A 16,597-nucleotide genomic window follows, 5' to 3' on the forward strand; every position below is an offset into this window, starting at 1 on the left:
CTCCCCCATTCTTTTCGGGCAGGCGGCGGGGAACCGCGCCTGGCGCCGTACATGAGAACGCCCCGAAGCCAGGCCCTGTCCACGGTCTTCAACAAAGATTCATGGGCAGGAAGGGCAAGAGTTCCGGGGCTCTTACCAGCCAAGTTTAGCGGATCCAGCCCCCGAACACGGTGTCATGACCCCGCACAGGAGGCCGGCGCCGGCACGGGGCCCCGGCCGGGAAGACATAGCAGGGCCCGGGAACCGGCCAGCGACACGCGGCAAAGTGTCTGGGATGGGCGACACCAGGGCTCTTAATGGCATGGTTCAGGGGCCGGCCGTCCTGTGACATGGAACATGCACGTCAAGCATGAGGAGTAATCATGGCAGCAGCAAGCAGCGCCGTCGAGGCACGGTCGATCGAGATGATCCCGCCCGGCGAGCGCCACGGACACCCGAAATCCCAGTTCACCCTGTGGTTTGGCGCCAACGCCCAGATCACCGCGATCGTGGACGGCGCCCTCGCAGTGGTCTTTGGTGCCGACGCGTTCTGGGCCATCATCGGCCTGCTCGTTGGCAACGTGCTCGGCGGCATCGTCATGGCGCTGCACTCCGCCCAAGGCCCCAGGCTCGGCCTTCCGCAGATGATTTCCAGCCGCGCGCAGTTCGGCGTCTACGGCGCTGTCATCCCGCTGGTCCTGGTCATCCTGATGTACGTGGGCTTCGCCTCCACGGGCACCGTGCTCTCCGGGCAGGCCATCAACCTCATCCTGGGAGTCAACGTTCCCGCCGTCGGGATCCTGGTCTTCGGCGCCGCCACCGCCCTGCTGGCCATTCTGGGCTACAAGTACATCCACGCCCTGGGCCGCATCGCCACGGTGCTGGGCCTGGCCGGGTTCCTGTACCTGACGTTCGCCGTGCTGACGAGGTACGACATCGGTCAGATCATGTTCCTCAAGGGCTTCGAATGGCCCACCTTCCTCACGGCCATCGCCCTGGGCGCCGGCTGGCAGCTGACCTTCGGCCCCTACGTTGCCGACTACTCCCGGTACCTGCCCCAGGACACCAGCGAGCGCCGGACGTTCTGGTACACCTTCGCCGGTTCCGTGGGCGGCGCCCAGTGGGCCATGACCATCGGCGCCCTGGCCGGCGGCCTGTCCGCCGCGCACCTGGGCGGGGACTTCCTGAAGAACCAGGTGGGTTACATGGGCGACCTCGCCGGCGGCGGCCTGGTCGCCGTCTTCATCTACCTGGTGATCGTCAGCGGCAAGCTCACGGTGAACTGCCTGAACGCGTACGGGGCCTTCATGTGCTCGGTGACCATCGGCACCGCCGTCAACCGCCGCGACACGGTGTCGCGCACGGCCCGCATCGCGTTCATCCTGCTGGTCATCGCCGCGAGCGTGCTGATCGCCCTGTTCGCCAGCAAGGACTTCCTGAACCTGTTCAAGAACTTCGTGCTGATGCTGCTGATGGTGTTCACACCGTGGTCCGTCATCAACCTCGTGGACTACTACAAGATCTCCCGCGACCGTCTCGACATCCCGGCCCTCTACAACCCGGACGGCCGCTACGGGCGGTGGAACGCTGCTGCCCTGGTGTCCTACGGCATCGGCGTCGTCGTCCAGATCCCGTTCCTCGCCCAGGCCCTCTACACCGGCCCGGTGACGCATTGGCTCGGCGGCGCGGACATTTCCTGGATCGTGGGCATCGTGGTGACCATGGCGGTCTACTACCCGTGGGCAAAGGCCACCAACCGGGCGCCGCTGGAAACGATCTACCCCGACGAGGACGCGGCACCCGCCCGGGTGCCGGCGTCGTAACCGCCTGACGCTACTGGCGGGCGTTCGCGAGGGCGGCGTCCGCCAGGGCCGGCCACTCCCCCGCGGCAGCGAGCGGAACCTCCACCCAGTCCTTGAATGGCCGGCCCATGCCCGAGGGGTCGAAGAGCACGGCCCCGGGCAGCGCCAGCGCGCGTTCGTGCCCGGGATTATCCCGGCCGAGCTTGAAGGCGACGGTGTCCCCGTTCAGGCAGGCGATCGCCTTCTTGTCCAGCAGCAGCGAACGGGCGCCGAACATCTGGCCCGTCACCACTCCGGCGTCGAGCAAGTCAGTACCCAGGTCCTCGAAGGCGGCGACGGCGGCAGCGGATGACTCGCGTTTCTCCATGGCGGCATCATGCCCGACGGCGGGCCCGCCGTCGAGGTCCACTCACCTTTTCCTAAGGCACGACGGCGGCCCGGCACCTCAGTGAGGTACCGGGCCGTTCGCCTGTGGAACCGTTGCTAGCCGGCGGCACCGGCGGCGGCAAACACCACCGCGGCGATGCCGAAGCCCATGACGCCGATCAAGGTTTCCATGACAGTCCAGGTGGCCAGCGTGGTCTTCACGTCCATGCCCATGAAGCGGCCCACCATCCAGAATCCGGCGTCGTTGACGTGCGAGACCACCACGGAGCCGGCGGCGACGGCCACCACGAGCGCGGCGAGTTGGAGCCCGTCCAGCCCTACTTCGGCAACGGCCGGGGCGATCAGGCCCGCGGTGGTGGTCAAGGCCACGGTTGCCGAGCCCTGGGCGATGCGCAGGATCGAGGAGATCAGGAAGCCGGCCAGGATCAAGGGGATACCGGCGTCGCCCAGCACATCGGCCAGGGCCTTGCCAATTCCGGAAGTACGCAGCACGGCACCGAACATGCCACCCGCACCGGTGATGAGGATGACCGAGCAGACCGGTCCGAGGGAGGATTCAAGGAGCCCTTCGAGCCGGGCCCCGTGCAGGCCGCGGCGCATCCCGAGAACCAGTGCGGCCACGAACACGGAGATGAGCAGGGCAACAGGTGTGTCACCAAGCGCACGGATGATCTGGAACCACTGCTGTTCCTTCACGGAGTCAGGCAGGAGGTGGGACGTGGCCAAGGTGTTGAGGCCGGTGTTGAGGAAGATCAGCACGAGAGGCAGCAGCAGGATGCTGACGACAGTACGGAAACGGGGCGGGTGTGCCTCGGCGTCGGCGGAAGCATGGCCAAGGATCTCCGGAACAGGGAGAACCAGCTTGCGGCCCGTCCACAGACCGTACAAGTAGCACGTGAGGTACCACGTTGGCAGGGCAGCAATCAGGCCGACGATGACCACCAGGCCCACGTTCGCGCCGAGGATCGCGGAGGCGGACACCGGGCCCGGGTGCGGCGGCAGGAAGACGTGCATCACCGAGAAGGCGCCGACGGCGGGCAGGCCGAAGCGCAGGACACCGCCACCGAGCCGATGGGCAACGGCGAACACGACCGGCAGCATCACCACCAGGCCGGCGTCGAAGAAGATCGGGAAGCCGAAGATCAGTGAGGCGAGGCCGAGCGCGAAGGGGGCACGCTTCTCGCCGAACACGCCAATGAGATAGTCGGCCAGGACCTTGGCCCCGCCTGACGTCTCCACAATGCGGCCGAGCATGACGCCCAGGCCGACCAGCAAGGCTACGGTGCCCAGGGTGGTGCCGAAGCCGCCGACCAGGACGCCCACCACCTTGTCCGCGGGGATTCCGGTGGCGAAGGCCGTGGCCAGGCTGACCGTAATCAGGGCCAGCAGTGCGTGCATCTTGAAGCGGATGATCAGCACGAGCAGGACGGCAATGGCGGCGGCCGCGATGAGCAGCAGCGGGCCGGCGCCGAGGGTTTGGGTCCATCCTTCGATGGCGTTCATGGTGCCTCCTCAGGCAGGGTTCATCAGCCGTTTCGGGGCGCGCCGGACTGCGCCGGCGCGGCGTGCCCCGATGGACGGGCTGAGGTTGGGGAGTGTGAGGTGTTAGCGGTGGCGCGCTAATGGTGGCGCGCTGTTGGTGCCGTTCAGGCGCCCTGCAGTGCCAGCGAGCCGACGACGGCGGCCACCAGGGTGTCCGGGTCCCGTACGATGTCCAGCCGGACACTTCCCGCGGCGAGTTCTTCGGCGCTGAGCGGTTCGAGGGTGGCCAGCTGGCTGGGCAGCAGGGTGGTTGGCATGAAGTGGCCGGCCCGGGCGCCCATGCGTTCGGCGAGCAGTTCCGGGCTGCCGTCGAGGTGGACGAAGACCACGCGGCCTTCGGCCTCGGCCAGCAGGTTCCGGTAGCTGCGTTTGAGGGCGGAGCAGGTCAGCACGGTGCTGTTGCCTGCCGCGGCCTCGGACGACATCCAGTCGCGGATGCTCCGCAGCCACGGCCAGCGGTCCTCATCGGTCAGCGGAACACCGCCGGCCATTTTCGAGATGTTGGCCGCGGTGTGGAAACGGTCGGCCTCGGCCATGTCCCAGCCAAGGGCCGACGAGAGGGCCCCGGCGATCGTGGACTTGCCCGCGCCGGCAACGCCCATGACGACCACGTGGATTGCAGATGACTCCATTGCCCTACCTCCGCAGGAAGACGTCGTTGGCTTCCGAAGAAGCTCGGGGGTGGCGCGGATGCGCCGTGTTCCCGAAAAAGATAACACCATTAGAGAGTGATTGGTAGTACTTAATGTGCCTTTGGTCATACTTTTGCGACGCAGGCACTAAGCTGAGGCGTGGAATCGGCGCGGGAGGGGCGGGAAATGTCGACGGCGACACCGGAGGGCGGCCTCCACCAGCGCATGCTGGACACCCTGGGCGAATCGATCGCATCCGGCCGCCTCGCCCCCGGGTCCCGGCTCACCCTCGAGGACCTGCAGCAGGAATACGGCGTCTCCCGCACCGTCGCCCGCGACACCATGCGCGTGCTGGAATCGATGAACCTGGTCTACTCGCGCCGCCGGGTGGGCATCGTGGTCCAGGATCCCCGGCATTGGAACGTCTTCGACCCCAAGTTGGTGCATTGGCGGCTGCTCTCCGAACGCCGCGAAGCCCAGTACGCCTCCCTCACGGAGCTGCGCATCGCCGTCGAACCCATTGCCGCAGCAGCCGCGGCGCGCCGGGCGACGCACGCCCAGCGCGGAGAACTGGGCGCCCTGGCCGCCGAGCTGCGCCGGCTCGGCGAAGCCGGGGACCTGGAAGCCTTCCTCGCCGTGGACATCGCCTTCCACCGGCTGCTGCTGCACGCCAGCGGCAACGAGATGTTCGCCGCGATCGACGAAATGGTGGCCGAGGTCCTGACCAGCCGCACCCAGCAGGGCCTCATGCCGTTCCGGCCCGAGGAGGCGGCGCTCAAGGCACACGAGGACGTTGCCGCAGCCGTCTCGCGCGGCGACACGAACAAGGCCGAGGAAGCGATGCACCGCGTGGTGGTGGAAGTCCGGCAGGCCATGGGCCTGGACTGAGGATCCCCCTCGGTTGAAACCCGAACGTACAGTTGGGGCCCTTAAATCGGCGATTTAGGGGCCCCAACTGTACGTTCGCGGGAGGTCTTACTCGTCTTCCTCCCCGCCGTCGCGGGAGTTCTGGGTGGCGAGGCTGTCCCAGAAGGTGGTGTCGGCGTCGGCGATGGAACCGTCCGCAATGGCCGCCGCGGTGGAGGCCAGCGTGATGACCGTCTGCTTGATCAGGTATCCGTTGCTGCGCTGGCCCAGCGCATAGCCGCCGAGGTAGTGGTCGGACATGCCGCGCATCTCGAAGAGCAGGGTGGCGATCCCGTACTCCACGGCGATGCCGTTGCGGCTGATGGTCTCCGCGCTGCCGCCTTCGTACTTTCCGAGGTGGCCCCAGCCGGTGGAGTCGACGCTGCTGAACACCACCGAGCCGAGCTGCTTGGATTTCTGCACGACGGCGGGGTCTGCGTTCGGCGTGGTGGGGTACAGGATGGAGCCGGAGACCAGCTTCCCGTCGCGTTCGGCGCGGGTGCCCTGGTGGTGCAGATCGATCATGTAGTCGATGCGGTACTTGCGCATCACGTTGTTGTGCAGGGCCTGGGTTTCGGGCTGGATCTTGGCCACATGGTCGCGGTTCAGGTCCACGCCCTCGGCGTTGTAGCGGGTGAGGTGGCGGTCGCCCTTGGCCACATAATCGTCCAGCGGAAAGTTCACATCGCCCATGGCCCCGTCAGCGTTCAGCATGGGGACGATCAGGATGTTCACGCCGTCCAGGATGCCAGACGAGTTCGCTGTTCCCAGGTGCTTGATGAACTGCATGGCACCCTCGGTGGTGAGCTGCTCGTTGCCGTGCTGCTGGGTCAGGTAGAGGATGGTGGGCTTGGCCGGATCCGTGACGTATTTGACCAGGTGGAGGTCCCGGCCCTTGACCGTCTTGCCGATGACCTCCAGCTCCATGGCCGGCTGGCGGGCGTCCTGGTCCTTCAGGAAGGCGACCAGCTGGTCATAGGTGGTGAGCCTGGAGGTGGTGATCTGGCCGTTGTCGCCGTAGCCGGGGCCCTCGCCCACGGCGCTTGCCAGCGGGGCCGATCCCGCCACCACCGCCAGCGCGAGGGCGCCGGAAACGGCCAGGGTCCTGAAGGTTTTTCTCACGGTGCGTACCTCTTTCGAGTGCGTTGAAAGCGTGCAGCCGGCCACGTCCCCCATTGCCGCCTGTGACAAACACCCAAACAAGCTGAACAGATCCTGTCAATGAACTCGACAAAACTGAACAGAACCCGCAAAGCAGGAACGACGACGGCGTTAAGACGCGACGGCGCCCCTCACCATTGGTGAGGGGCGCCGTCGTCGTACTGGCTTTACGCCTCGATCGCTGCCTTCGCCGCGGGATCGGAGTCGTTGAGGAACTTCTCGATCCGCTCGGGTTCATCGGCTTCGCCGATGGCTGCCGAAGCGCGTCCCAGCGCGTAGAGGGCACGCAGGAAGCCGCGGTTCGGCTCGTGCTCCCACGGGATCGGCCCGACGCCGCGCCAGCCGTTGCGCCGCAGCGAGTCCAGTCCGCGGTGGTAGCCCACCCGGGCGTACGCGTAGGACTCGATGGTGCGGCCCCCGGCCCAGGCCTCCTCGGCCAGGATTGCCCAGAGGAGCGAGGACGTGGGGTGCTTGGCCACCAGGTCCACGGCTTCCTGGCCGAGCGCGAGGTGCTGGTACACCTCGGATTCGGCGGGCAGCAGCGTGGGTTCCGGACCCAGCAGGTTCTTGCGGAATTCGTCGGACATGACTTAGAAGGTCTTGCCTGCCGAGCCGAGCTGGCGGGCGGATTCGACGATGCGGGCAGCCATGCCGGCCTCGGCGGAAGCACCCCAGACGCGAGGGTCGTAGGTCTTCTTGTTGCCGATCTCGCCGTCGACCTTCAGCACGCCGTCGTAGTTGGAGAACATGTGCCCGGCCACCGGGCGCGTGAAGGCGTACTGGGTGTCCGTGTCCACGTTCATCTTGATCACACCGTAGGAGACGGCGTCGGCGATCTCCTGGTCGGAGGAACCGGAACCGCCGTGGAACACCAGGTCGAAGGGGTTGTCCTTGCCGATCTTCGCACCCACCTCGGACTGGATCTGCTTGAGCAGTTCCGGGCGCAGCTTCACGCCACCGGGCTTGTACACGCCGTGCACGTTGCCGAAGGTCAGGGCCGTGATGTAGCGGCCGTTCTCGCCGGCACCCAGGGCCTCGATGGTGGCCAAAGCGTCCTCGGTGGTGGTGTAGAGCTTTTCGTTGATCTCGTTCTCCACGCCGTCCTCTTCACCGCCGACGGTGCCGATCTCGACCTCGAGGATGATCTTCGCGGCCGCGGTGCGCTCCAGCAGCTCACGGGCGATGCGCAGGTTCTCGCCCAGCGCCTCGTGGGAACCATCCCACATGTGCGAGTTGAAGATCGGGTTACGGCCGGCCTTCACTTCGGCCTCGGAAGCGGCCAGCAGGGGCAGCACGAAATCGTCCAGCTTGTCCTTCGGGCAGTGGTCCGTGTGCAGGGCGATGTTGACGTTGTAGTTCTTAGCCACCTCACGGGCGAACGCCGCGAAACCCAGGGAACCGGCCACCATGTCCTTCACCGAGGCGCCGGACCAGTACGCCGCACCGCCGGTGGACACCTGGATGATGCCGTCCGACTCCGCCTCGGCGAAACCGCGGATCGCCGCGTTCAGGGTCTGCGACGACGTCACGTTCACCGCCGGGAAAGCGTAACCGCCGGCCTTCGCCCGGTCGATCATCTCGGAGTAAATCTCTGGGGTTGCAATGGGCATGGTGACTCCTATGCTGTGTTTTCGTCTATGGGTGTGCTGACCCTGAAACAGACCAGTTACGGCTAGGCACCATCCTAGCCAGATCCAACAACAGGGGGCGCTTCGGGTCAGGCCTCGGTAACACTGGCCCTGTTTAGCCCGGCGCTTCGCCGCCGGTTGTACCTACAGCCGGTAGATGCGGCGGGCGTTCCCCGAGCCGATCATCCCGGCTACCCGGATCGCGTCCGCCTCGGACCATTCACTGCGGCGCACCCAGTCGCCAAGGACCTGCGCCATCGAGCGGCGCCAGTGGATGGCGCCGAGGAGGTGCAGTTCCGGGACCGCGTAAGCGTCGGAGGAATAGAGCTGCTTGGCGAAGGGCGCCAGCTCGAGGGCTTCGCCGACGACGTCCGCGCTGCGGGAGCCCACATGGTTCAGGCCCAGTCCGACGTCGAAATGCACGTTGCTGAACGCCTGGGCCAGGTACCCGGACTCGCGGTGGTAGGGGTAGCAGTGCAGCAGCATCACGGGGGTGTCCCGGATCCCGGCCTGGCGGAGCAGCGGCAGGAGGAGCATGGGGTTGGAGCGGTGGAGGTCCAGGTCCCGGTCGCCGTACCCCACATGAATCTGGAGCGGCAGCCGGGACTCCGCGGCGGCGTGGACGATGAAGGAGATGATCTCCGGGTCCTGAAGCCTCAGAGCGGTCCCGGAAGCGGCGGTACGGGAAGCTGCGGTACTGGAGCGTGCCGTCCAGCGGGCCACGGCCCGCTCCAGGCTGCGCCCGCCGGGCGTGGACCAGTCGACGTCGAAGCCGCATCGGTAGGCGGCGATGGTCTTGAAGCCGACGACGCCGGGGACCGCCGCTGCGAGCGCCGCCCGGAAGTCCTCGGCGAAGTCAGCCGGGGAAGCGGTGCGGGCTGCAACCTTTTCGGCCAGAAGTTCGAGCCGGAGGATTTCGGAGACGGTGGCCCCGGAGTCCCGGGCCATCGTTTCCGGCGTGGTCACGGACGAAGCGCTGAGTCCGGTGTCGACGATCCAGTGCGCCACCCCGGCCGGGGCCAGGAACAGGCGGTTGAGCTCCGTGGGCGCCAGGGCGCTGCGGGCTTCCCAGTACTCCCCGGCGCCGGCATGCGGCGGGAGGCCGAGCAGCGGAGCGCACCAGCGCCGGATGGCGAATCCCAGTTGGGAATCGAACTGCGTCATGAAGTCCGGGATCGGTTCCGGGGACCCTTCATTGATCGCCTCTTCGAATTCCGCCCGGGTGAGGGGTTTGGTCAGGGAGCCGTGCACATGGTGGTCCACCAGCGGCATGGCGGATACGGCTTCGGCCAGTCCCCGGGGGACCCGGTCCTCCAGCCCCGCCAGGACGTCCATCCCGGCTGACATCAGGCTGACCAGGCGAAGCGAAGGGCCTGTGCGGCCTCGACGGGATCCTTGCCGGCGAATTTAGCGGCCTCGTGGCGGCGGACCGCCACCACGCCTTCCACGATGTCCGGCCCAAGAATCCTCCCGGCAAGTTGCGAAGCCTCCAGGGAGCTGAGGACGGTGGCCTGGTCCGGATCGATGGCGGTGGCGGGCCAGTCGTCGGCGTCGGCGGGATTGCCGGGCACCTCCGCCGGGAGCGGCAGTCCGGTTTCGATGCCGTGGAGTACCGAGCCCAGGAGGGCCGCCGCGGCGAGGTAGATGTTGACGCTGGGATCCACCACTTTCAGCTCCACGTTTGCGCCGTGCGGGTTGCCGGCGCTCGCGGCGACGAAACGCACAGCGGCCTCGCGGTTCTCCAGGCCCCAGCACGCCGCGGCCCCGGACCACCGTCCGGGTTGCAGCCGATGGGCGGACAGGACCGAGCCGGCGTAGATACCGAGGAAGTCGTCCAGGCCCGCGAGCATCCCGGCGATCGCGGATCCGCCTTCCCCGGTGATGCCGTAGGGACCTGTGCCGCCGCTGAACAAGGGTGCGTTGTCCCGGCCCAGCGAGAGGTGGAGGTGCGCCCCGTTGCCGGCCCCGTCCGCCCAGGGAAGGGGCGAGAATGAGACGGCCAGGCCGTGGCGCGAGGCGACAATCCCGATGAGGATGCGAGCCAGCACGGACGCGTCCGCCATCTCGACGGGCGTGGCGGGCGGCAGGGAAACCTCGAACTGGTCTTCGCCGTATTCGGCGTGGATCTGTTCGGGAGCCAGCCCTGCTGCTTCGAATGTTGCGGTGAGGTCCACGAGGAAGCCGCGCTGGTCCGAGAGGGCGCTCATGCCGTAGGCGGACCAGCCGGGCTTGGGCAGGTGCCCGCCGTCGCGGGTGGTGAGGACGAACTCAAGCTCGGCGCCCATGAGTGGCGACAGTCCCTGCACCACGAGTCTGTCCACGACGCCGGCCAGGCGGCCGCGGGAGCACAGCGGAGAGGGTCTTCCGTCCTGCTCGTGGAAGGAGGCCGGCCCCCAGGCCAGGCCGTCGTCGATCTTGCGGACCCGGGCCGTATCCAGCCGGAGGCGGAGATCCCCGGTGGCCCCGATGGAGGACGTGAAGGCGATGCCGTTGTCCGCGCAGAAGACGTTCCACGATGGCGAAGCCCCCATCCCGGCCCGCTGGAAGGCCGGAAGCCGCCGGATCGGGACCGCCTTGCAGTGGGTCCCGCCGGCGTAATCGACGGCCGTCCCCACCAGCAGCGCCACACCGTCGGATTCAAGCTGCGACATGATGCTTTCGGGGGCATCCTGCCCGGCCCCACTCGACACGGCTTCCACAACGGTTCCCCTCGACGGTGTGCATCTGTGGGTCCATCATGCCCCCCGCGGCATCGCCGAACATACAGGCGGGCAACAACCCGCGGGACGTCAGCCGGTGACGCGCTGGCCGAAGTTGTGCCGCCGGATCCAGGCGTGCATGGCGATCGCGGCGGCCGAGGCGGCGTTGATGGACCGGGTGGAGCCGTACTGTTCGATCGAGAGCGTGGCGACGGCGGCGTCGTGCACCTCGGGGGTCAGTCCCGGGCCCTCCTGGCCGAACACCAGCACACAGTTGCGGGGCAGGTCATAGCTTTCCAGCGGCACCGAGTCCGGGAAGATGTCGATCCCGATGATGGCCAGGCCCTCCCCCTGCGCCCACGCAACGAAGTCCTGCACGGTGGGGTGGTGGCGGACGTGCTGGTAGCGGTCGGTGACCATGGCCCCGCGCCGGTTCCACCGCCGTCGTCCAATGATGTGGACTTCCTTGGCGAGGAACGCGTTGGCGGTACGCACCACGGTGCCGATGTTGAGGTCGTGCTGCCAGTTTTCGATGGCGATGTGGAAGTCGTGCCGTTTCGAATCGAGGTCCGCGACGATCGCCTCGTGCTTCCAGTACCGGTACTTGTCCACCACGTTGCGGCGGTCGCCGTCGGCCAGCAGGTCCGGATCCCAGTGCTCACCTGCGGGCAAAGGACCTTCCCAGGGTCCGACGCCGACCTCCGCCGGGGCGGTTTTCCCGCCGTCGGGCTCTGCTGGGGCCTGGGCTTCGGAAGGTGCGTCGTCATTCACCCCTCAACCCTAGCGGGGGTGCGGGGAGCCGATGTCGCGTAACCCGGCGGCGCCCGGTGTTTCGGCGTATCGAAAGGTGAAAGACTTGGGGTCAGAACAGCCCCAACAGCGGAGGTAAAGAATGGCGAAGACAAGCGCGGCCCCCAAGTCCGGCGCGAGGTACCGCAACGGCCACGAAATCGAGTGCTGGCTGACAGACATGGACGGCGTCCTGGTCCACGAGAACCAGGCCATTCCGGGCGCGGCCGAACTGATCCAGCGCTGGGTGGACACCTCCAAGCGCTTCCTGGTGCTGACCAACAACTCGATCTTCACTCCGCGCGACCTCGCCGCCCGCCTCAGCTCCTCCGGCCTGGAGGTCCCCGAGGAAAACATCTGGACCTCGGCCCTGGCCACCGCCCAGTTCCTGAAGGACCAGGTGGAGGGTTCGGATTCCGGGAACCGTGCGTACACGATCGGCGAGGCGGGGCTGACGACGGCGCTCCACGAGGCCGGCTTCATCCTCACCGACCAGAACCCGGACTTCGTGGTGCTCGGCGAAACCCGCACCTATTCCTTCGAGGCGATCACCACGGCCGTGCGCCTGATCCTGGGCGGGGCGCGGTTCATCGCCACCAACCCGGACGCCACCGGGCCGTCCAAGGAGGGCCCGCTCCCGGCCACCGGCGCCATCGCCGCCATGATTTCCAAGGCGACGGGCCGCGAACCGTACATCGTGGGCAAGCCCAACCCCATGATGTTCCGCTCGGCCATGAACCGTATCGACGCCCACTCCGAAACCACCGCGATGATCGGCGACCGCATGGACACCGACATCGTCGCCGGCATGGAGGCGGGCCTGCACACCGTGCTGGTGCTCAGCGGCATCACCCAGCGGGAGGAAATCGGGGCTTTCCCGTTCCGGCCGAACCAGGTCCTGACCTCGGTGGCCGAACTCAAGGACCAGATCTAGGGGAGCAAGGCCATGGCGGTGCTGAATCTTCGGCCCCTCCTGGGCGGCCGGCTGGTGCGGGGCAGCCAGCCCTTTGGCCTGGACGCCACCACCACGGTGGAGTTCCTGTCCGGGCACGGCATCCGCACCGTGGTGGACCTGCGCAGCGGCCGGGAACGGGACCTGCTGCCGTGGCTGCTCGTGCCGGGCAACGGCGTCGACCTCCTGGAAAACCCCTTCGACCCCGCCCCGCAGGGCCTGCCTCCGGTGGGCACGGCCGAAGAGCTCGGCGAGCTGTACCTGGACTGGGTGCGCACCGGCCCGGCCTGGGTGGCCGCGTCCCTCCGGCCCGCGGCGCACGGCCCTGCCTTCGTCCACTGTTCGCTCGGCAAGGACAGGACCGGCGTTGTCTCGGCCCTGGCCCTGCTGGCGGTAGGCACCGATCCCGAGGTAGTGGTGGCGGACTACACCGCCACCACGGCCGCCCTCCCGGAACTGCTGGCCGTCATGGCCCAGACCTGGAGCGTGGCGGTCCCCGCCCTTCCGCCGCAGGCGTTCAACCCGGCGCTCATGCTGCTGCAGTCCCCGGAGGGGGCCATCCGGCATTTCCTGGCCGGCTTCGCACGGGAGTTCGGCGACGCCGCGGGTTACCTGCGCGACGCCGGCCTGAGCGCCGCCGAGCTCGACGCGCTGGGTACCCCTTTGGCAAGGAGTGACGCGGCCCAGTAGGGGTGATGCCTCAGTAGGGCGTGACCCGCCCGGCCGCGCCCGGCAACGGCAGCAGTTCATCCTCCAGGCCCTGGACCACCGGCCGGTAGACGAACGGGTTCCATTGCGGGCTGGCGTGGGCGGGCAGGGCGCCGTCGGTCCTCCGGTCCGAGGACGCCATGTTCCTGCTGAAGGTCCGCGCCCAGCCGGCCCGCGCCGTTTCGTAGTTCACGGTGCCGTCGCGCGGATTCCCGATGAACGCCATCTTCGTCTCCCCCAGCCGGTCCACGAAGCGGGTGGCGTCGAAGTGGTAAATGTAGGCCGACTCGCTCTGGATCAGCACGCTGGAGGGCGCGATCGGGGTCAGCTGCTCCAAGGTCTGGTCCCAGATCTGCCGCCAGCTGCGTTCGTTCTTGTGGACCACCCGCTCGCCAAGCTCGTAGCCGCCGCGCAGCACCGACGGAACGCGGAAGCCGCTCTCGTACAGGAACACCACGCCGTCGAACCAGCTCTGGTCCAGGACGTCGTACTTGCTGTACGGGGACGAGTCCAGCAGGATGAGCTCCACCTTGACCCCGTGCCACTCGCGCAGCCGGGTGGCCACCTCGGTGGCCACCATTCCGCCGAAGCTGTGGCCGTAGAAGTAGAGCTTGCGCAGCTTGCGTTCGCGGACATGCGCGACGACGGCGTCGGTCACCTCATCGACTTCCAGGCCGAGGTTCGAGTACCCAACGGCGGCCAGCTGGCCGCGCTGCCTCAGCGCCCCGCGCAGCGAGTTCAGGATCCACTGGGCCTCTTCCCAGCTGGTCTTGTATCCGGGGAAAAGGATCCACGCGGCGTCGGGAAAATACGCCTCGGCGACGTCGTCGCCCACGGGCAGAATCTTCGTCACGCGCCGCTCGGCCTGGATCTGGCGGGTGATGAACATGTCCGCCGCCAGCAGCCCCGAGGAACCGGCACCGATCAGGAAGCTGCGCCGGGAGAAATCCTTCAGCTCCGCCGCATGGCGGAGAATCCTTGCCGCGTGCTCGGGTGACTGCCGCTCCGGCGATTCCGCAGCGGCTGGCTCATCCCCCCTGCGGTAATGCTCCACACTGCCAGCTTATGACTTTGCGTGCGCAGGCCCGAAAGTGCCCGGCCAGGAACTGCTTCCAGCGGCAGGATGCCCTAGTGCCTGCAGTCGGTCAGGCGTACCGTCTTATGCAAGCAAACGCAGCCGGGGCGGGAGGCCGGACCACTGTCTTGGCGCGGTACCGCCCCAGGGTGGAGGAACCGACGATGGCTGGATGGAATGCAGACACGGCCGCAGGCCCCTTGGGGAGCGGCGCGGTGACGTTGGTGGAAGGATCCTCCTTCTGCATCTCGTTGGCAAACGGGGACATCCAGCCCGGACACCCGCACGGCCTTTTCGTTCAAGACACGCGGATTCTTTCCCGCTGGAGCCTGACCGTGAATGGACAGCCCCTGGAACCATTGGCCGCGGAAACCAAGGAACCCTTCAGGGCGTTGTTTGCCGGCAGGGTTCCCCGTTCCGACGGTTACGCTGACAGTCCGCTCATCGTGGAACGGCTGCGGGAAGTGGGAGCCGGGCTGCTGGAGAACATCACCATCCGGAACTTCTCCGTGAACCCGGTCGAGTGCGTTGTGCGCATAGGAATAGAGGCGGACTTCGCCGATCTGTTCGAGGTTAAGGAAGCGAGGCTGGAACGCCGATGGGATGAAACCCGGCACCCGGGCGACGTATCCCTGAACATCCGCGGAGTCTGGGAGGGCATTCGCAAGGAGGTCATCGTCACCGCACCCGGTGCCGACGTCGGGCCCGATGCGGTTACCTATCGGACGGTCGTGCCCCGGCAGGGCCACTGGACCACCTCGCTGACCGTCGTGCCCGCTTCGGAAGGCGAGGACACTCTGGCGCCCTTCCTGCACCCCGAGGCAGGCGGACTATCGCCCCGGGACATGCGCCGGCAGGAATGGGTGCGGAAGATCCCGGTGGTGCAGGTGGGCAACCACGTCATTGAACGGACCCTGCGGCGCAGCTATGACGACCTTGGCGCGCTGAGGATTGAGGATCCGGCACACCCCGAACACGTTGTCGTAGCGGCGGGGGCGCCGTGGTTCATGACCCTGTTCGGGCGGGACTCGCTGTGGGCGTCCGAGATGTCGCTTCCTGTGGACCCGTCGCTTGCCTTGGGCACCCTGCAAACCTTGGCGGACCACCAGGGCAAGGTGGTGGACGAGATGAGCGAGGAGGAGCCAGGCAAGATCCTGCACGAGGTCCGGCTGGACGTGTCCAGCGGCCTGGCTCTTGGCGGCAAGTCCACCTACTACGGCAGTGTTGATGCGACGCCGCTGTTTGTCAGCGTCCTTGGCTCAGTGAGCCGCTGGGGTTTCGCCTCGGAAACAATCGCCGCCCTCCTGCCGCACGCGGACCGGGCCTTGGCCTGGATCGAGGAGTACGGGGACAAGGACGGTGATGGCTTTGTTGAATACCAGCGCCTCAACGAGCGCGGCCTGATCAACCAAGGCTGGAAAGACTCCTGGGATGGCGTCAATTTCGCCGACGGCACGCTCGCCGAGCCCCCGATCGCTCTGTGCGAAGTGCAGGCGTACGTCTATGACGCCTACATGGCCCGGGCCTGGATGGCCTTCGACGCCGGTGACGCTGCGTTGGGAACCGAGCTGACGGAACGTGCCGAACGCCTTAAGGAGCAGTTCAACGAGCGGTTCTGGCTGCCGGACCGTGGCTACTATGCCATCGCGCTGGATGGCGGTAAGAAGCCCGTGGATGCGTGCGCCTCCAACATGGGGCAATGCCTGTGGTTCGGCATTGTGGACAAGGACAGGGCCCCGCTGGTGGCCGAACGCCTCATGTCCCCGGAAATGTTCAGCGGCTGGGGCGTGCGGACCCTCGCCAGCGACATGGCTGCCTACAATCCCGCGAGTTACCACAACGGATCCGTCTGGCCGCATGACAACGCGGTCATTGCCGCTGGCCTGATGCGCTATGGCTTCGTGGAGGAGGCCCAGCGGATCGCCACCGCGTTGCTGGAGGCAGCCGAGTACTCGGAGGGGCGCCTGCCCGAGCTGTTCTGTGGCTTCGACCGGGAACACTTCGCGGAGCCGGTTGCCTACCCCACAGCCTGTTCTCCGCAGGCCTGGGCGGCCACCGCGCCGATCATGCTCGTGACCAGCCTGCTGCGCTACGACGCCCACGTTTCCCGCGGCGGCCTCTGGATGGACCCGGTGCTTCCCGAGGCCTTTGGCGACCTGCACATCTCCAACGCCCCGGTGGGGCGTGGCCGCGTCACCATCGACGTCACCGACTCAACGGCGTCAGTCACCGGACTGCCCGACGGCGTGACCTTCCATCGCGGGCATCGGCCTTGGCTGACCGAACTGGTGGACCAATTCAAGCCGCACCAACAGGCACCGCAGGGGTGAATCAACT

15 protein-coding genes are annotated in these 16,597 nt (G+C 67.3%); 5 read left to right on the top strand and 10 right to left on the bottom strand.

Features of this window, described 5'->3' with window-relative positions; genetic code table 11:
* Nucleotides 1-362: 362 nt before the first annotated feature.
* On the top strand, nt 363-1,802 hold the full coding sequence (locus BLP88_RS15675; RefSeq protein ID WP_074590693.1) for a purine-cytosine permease family protein: 1,440 nt from the start codon (nt 363-365) through the stop codon (nt 1,800-1,802).
* Nucleotides 1,803-1,812: 10 nt separating this feature from the next.
* Here the strand turns inward: BLP88_RS15675 and BLP88_RS15680 are convergent, their stop codons facing one another.
* The 3 genes from BLP88_RS15680 to BLP88_RS15690 all read right to left on the bottom strand — a co-directional run bounded on the left by BLP88_RS15680 (nt 1,813) and on the right by BLP88_RS15690 (nt 4,342).
* On the bottom strand, nt 1,813-2,190 hold the full coding sequence (locus tag BLP88_RS15680; RefSeq protein ID WP_217635157.1) for a hypothetical protein: 378 nt from the start codon (nt 2,188-2,190) through the stop codon (nt 1,813-1,815).
* Nucleotides 2,191-2,264: 74 nt separating this feature from the next.
* A complete protein-coding gene (locus BLP88_RS15685; protein WP_074590695.1) occupies nt 2,265-3,671 on the bottom strand; it encodes a GntP family permease in 1,407 nt (468 codons plus the stop codon).
* A 143-nt stretch (nt 3,672-3,814) separates the two neighbouring features.
* A complete protein-coding gene (locus BLP88_RS15690) occupies nt 3,815-4,342 on the bottom strand; it encodes a gluconokinase (RefSeq protein WP_074590697.1) in 528 nt (175 codons plus the stop codon).
* 186 nt (nt 4,343-4,528) lie between these two features.
* On the opposite strand from BLP88_RS15690, the gene BLP88_RS15695 reads away from it, so the two are divergent.
* Entirely contained in the window at nt 4,529-5,230 is a 702-nt protein-coding gene (locus tag BLP88_RS15695; protein WP_074590699.1) for a FadR/GntR family transcriptional regulator, read from the top strand.
* Between the two features lie 87 nt (nt 5,231-5,317).
* Here BLP88_RS15695 and BLP88_RS15700 read toward each other — a convergent pair whose 3' ends face one another.
* The 6 genes from BLP88_RS15700 to BLP88_RS15725 all read right to left on the bottom strand — a co-directional run bounded on the left by BLP88_RS15700 (nt 5,318) and on the right by BLP88_RS15725 (nt 11,507).
* The gene (locus BLP88_RS15700) at nt 5,318-6,424 is read right to left on the bottom strand and encodes a M14 family zinc carboxypeptidase (RefSeq protein WP_084111285.1); all 1,107 of its coding nucleotides are present in this window, start codon (nt 6,422-6,424) and stop codon (nt 5,318-5,320) included.
* Nucleotides 6,425-6,576: 152 nt separating this feature from the next.
* The gene (locus tag BLP88_RS15705; protein ID WP_074590703.1) at nt 6,577-6,996 is read right to left on the bottom strand and encodes a DUF3151 domain-containing protein; all 420 of its coding nucleotides are present in this window, start codon (nt 6,994-6,996) and stop codon (nt 6,577-6,579) included.
* Nucleotides 6,997-6,999: 3 nt separating this feature from the next.
* The gene (gene fbaA, locus BLP88_RS15710) at nt 7,000-8,019 is read right to left on the bottom strand and encodes a class II fructose-bisphosphate aldolase (protein ID WP_074590705.1); all 1,020 of its coding nucleotides are present in this window, start codon (nt 8,017-8,019) and stop codon (nt 7,000-7,002) included.
* Between the two features lie 162 nt (nt 8,020-8,181).
* Nucleotides 8,182-9,384: an amidohydrolase family protein gene (locus BLP88_RS15715; protein ID WP_074590707.1), complete on the bottom strand. Its 1,203-nt coding sequence runs from the start codon at nt 9,382-9,384 to the stop codon at nt 8,182-8,184.
* Nucleotides 9,384-10,688 carry a type I glutamate--ammonia ligase gene (locus BLP88_RS15720; protein WP_074590757.1) on the bottom strand — a complete coding sequence of 435 codons (1,305 nt, stop codon included), beginning with the start codon at nt 10,686-10,688 and terminating at the stop codon, nt 9,384-9,386. The genes BLP88_RS15715 and BLP88_RS15720 overlap by 1 nt, the downstream gene beginning before the upstream one ends.
* A 138-nt stretch (nt 10,689-10,826) precedes the next feature.
* Nucleotides 10,827-11,507, bottom strand: a complete 681-nt coding sequence (locus BLP88_RS15725) for a TrmH family RNA methyltransferase (RefSeq protein ID WP_074590709.1) — start codon at nt 11,505-11,507, stop codon at nt 10,827-10,829.
* Nucleotides 11,508-11,628: 121 nt separating this feature from the next.
* On the opposite strand from BLP88_RS15725, the gene BLP88_RS15730 reads away from it, so the two are divergent.
* Nucleotides 11,629-12,459: an HAD-IIA family hydrolase gene (locus tag BLP88_RS15730; protein WP_074590711.1), complete on the top strand. Its 831-nt coding sequence runs from the start codon at nt 11,629-11,631 to the stop codon at nt 12,457-12,459.
* 12 nt (nt 12,460-12,471) lie between these two features.
* Nucleotides 12,472-13,167 (top strand): tyrosine-protein phosphatase, encoded by a 696-nt coding sequence (locus BLP88_RS15735; RefSeq protein WP_074590712.1) that lies wholly within the window; start codon nt 12,472-12,474, stop codon nt 13,165-13,167.
* A gap of 10 nt (nt 13,168-13,177) precedes the next feature.
* On the opposite strand, the gene BLP88_RS15740 is transcribed toward BLP88_RS15735, so the two are convergent.
* Nucleotides 13,178-14,161, bottom strand: coding sequence for an alpha/beta fold hydrolase (locus tag BLP88_RS15740; protein WP_245679892.1), 984 nt, complete (start codon nt 14,159-14,161; stop codon nt 13,178-13,180).
* A gap of 263 nt (nt 14,162-14,424) precedes the next feature.
* On the opposite strand from BLP88_RS15740, the gene BLP88_RS15745 reads away from it, so the two are divergent.
* On the top strand, nt 14,425-16,590 hold the full coding sequence (locus BLP88_RS15745; RefSeq protein ID WP_074590716.1) for an amylo-alpha-1,6-glucosidase: 2,166 nt from the start codon (nt 14,425-14,427) through the stop codon (nt 16,588-16,590).
* Nucleotides 16,591-16,597 lie beyond the last annotated feature (7 nt).

It is taken from the genome of Arthrobacter cupressi, from assembly GCF_900099975.1.
In the GTDB taxonomy this organism is placed as follows: domain Bacteria; phylum Actinomycetota; class Actinomycetes; order Actinomycetales; family Micrococcaceae; genus Arthrobacter; species Arthrobacter cupressi.

Bases quoted from the DNA above. Each gene is read 5' to 3' on its own strand.
- BLP88_RS15720 (WP_074590757.1), bottom strand. From the start codon at position 10,688: ATGTCGCAGCTTGAATCCGACGGTGTGGCGCTGCTGGTGGGGACGGCC.
- BLP88_RS15695 (WP_074590699.1), top strand. From the start codon at position 4,529: ATGTCGACGGCGACACCGGAGGGCGGCCTCCACCAGCGCATGCTGGAC.
- BLP88_RS15730 (WP_074590711.1), top strand. From the start codon at position 11,629: ATGGCGAAGACAAGCGCGGCCCCCAAGTCCGGCGCGAGGTACCGCAAC.
- fbaA (WP_074590705.1), bottom strand. From the start codon at position 8,019: ATGCCCATTGCAACCCCAGAGATTTACTCCGAGATGATCGACCGGGCG.
- BLP88_RS15685 (WP_074590695.1), bottom strand. From the start codon at position 3,671: ATGAACGCCATCGAAGGATGGACCCAAACCCTCGGCGCCGGCCCGCTG.
- BLP88_RS15745 (WP_074590716.1), top strand. From the start codon at position 14,425: ATGGCTGGATGGAATGCAGACACGGCCGCAGGCCCCTTGGGGAGCGGC.
- BLP88_RS15675 (WP_074590693.1), top strand. From the start codon at position 363: ATGGCAGCAGCAAGCAGCGCCGTCGAGGCACGGTCGATCGAGATGATC.
- BLP88_RS15735 (WP_074590712.1), top strand. From the start codon at position 12,472: ATGGCGGTGCTGAATCTTCGGCCCCTCCTGGGCGGCCGGCTGGTGCGG.
- BLP88_RS15705 (WP_074590703.1), bottom strand. From the start codon at position 6,996: ATGTCCGACGAATTCCGCAAGAACCTGCTGGGTCCGGAACCCACGCTG.
- BLP88_RS15715 (WP_074590707.1), bottom strand. From the start codon at position 9,384: ATGTCAGCCGGGATGGACGTCCTGGCGGGGCTGGAGGACCGGGTCCCC.
- BLP88_RS15700 (WP_084111285.1), bottom strand. From the start codon at position 6,424: ATGGGGGACGTGGCCGGCTGCACGCTTTCAACGCACTCGAAAGAGGTA.
- BLP88_RS15690 (WP_074590697.1), bottom strand. From the start codon at position 4,342: ATGGAGTCATCTGCAATCCACGTGGTCGTCATGGGCGTTGCCGGCGCG.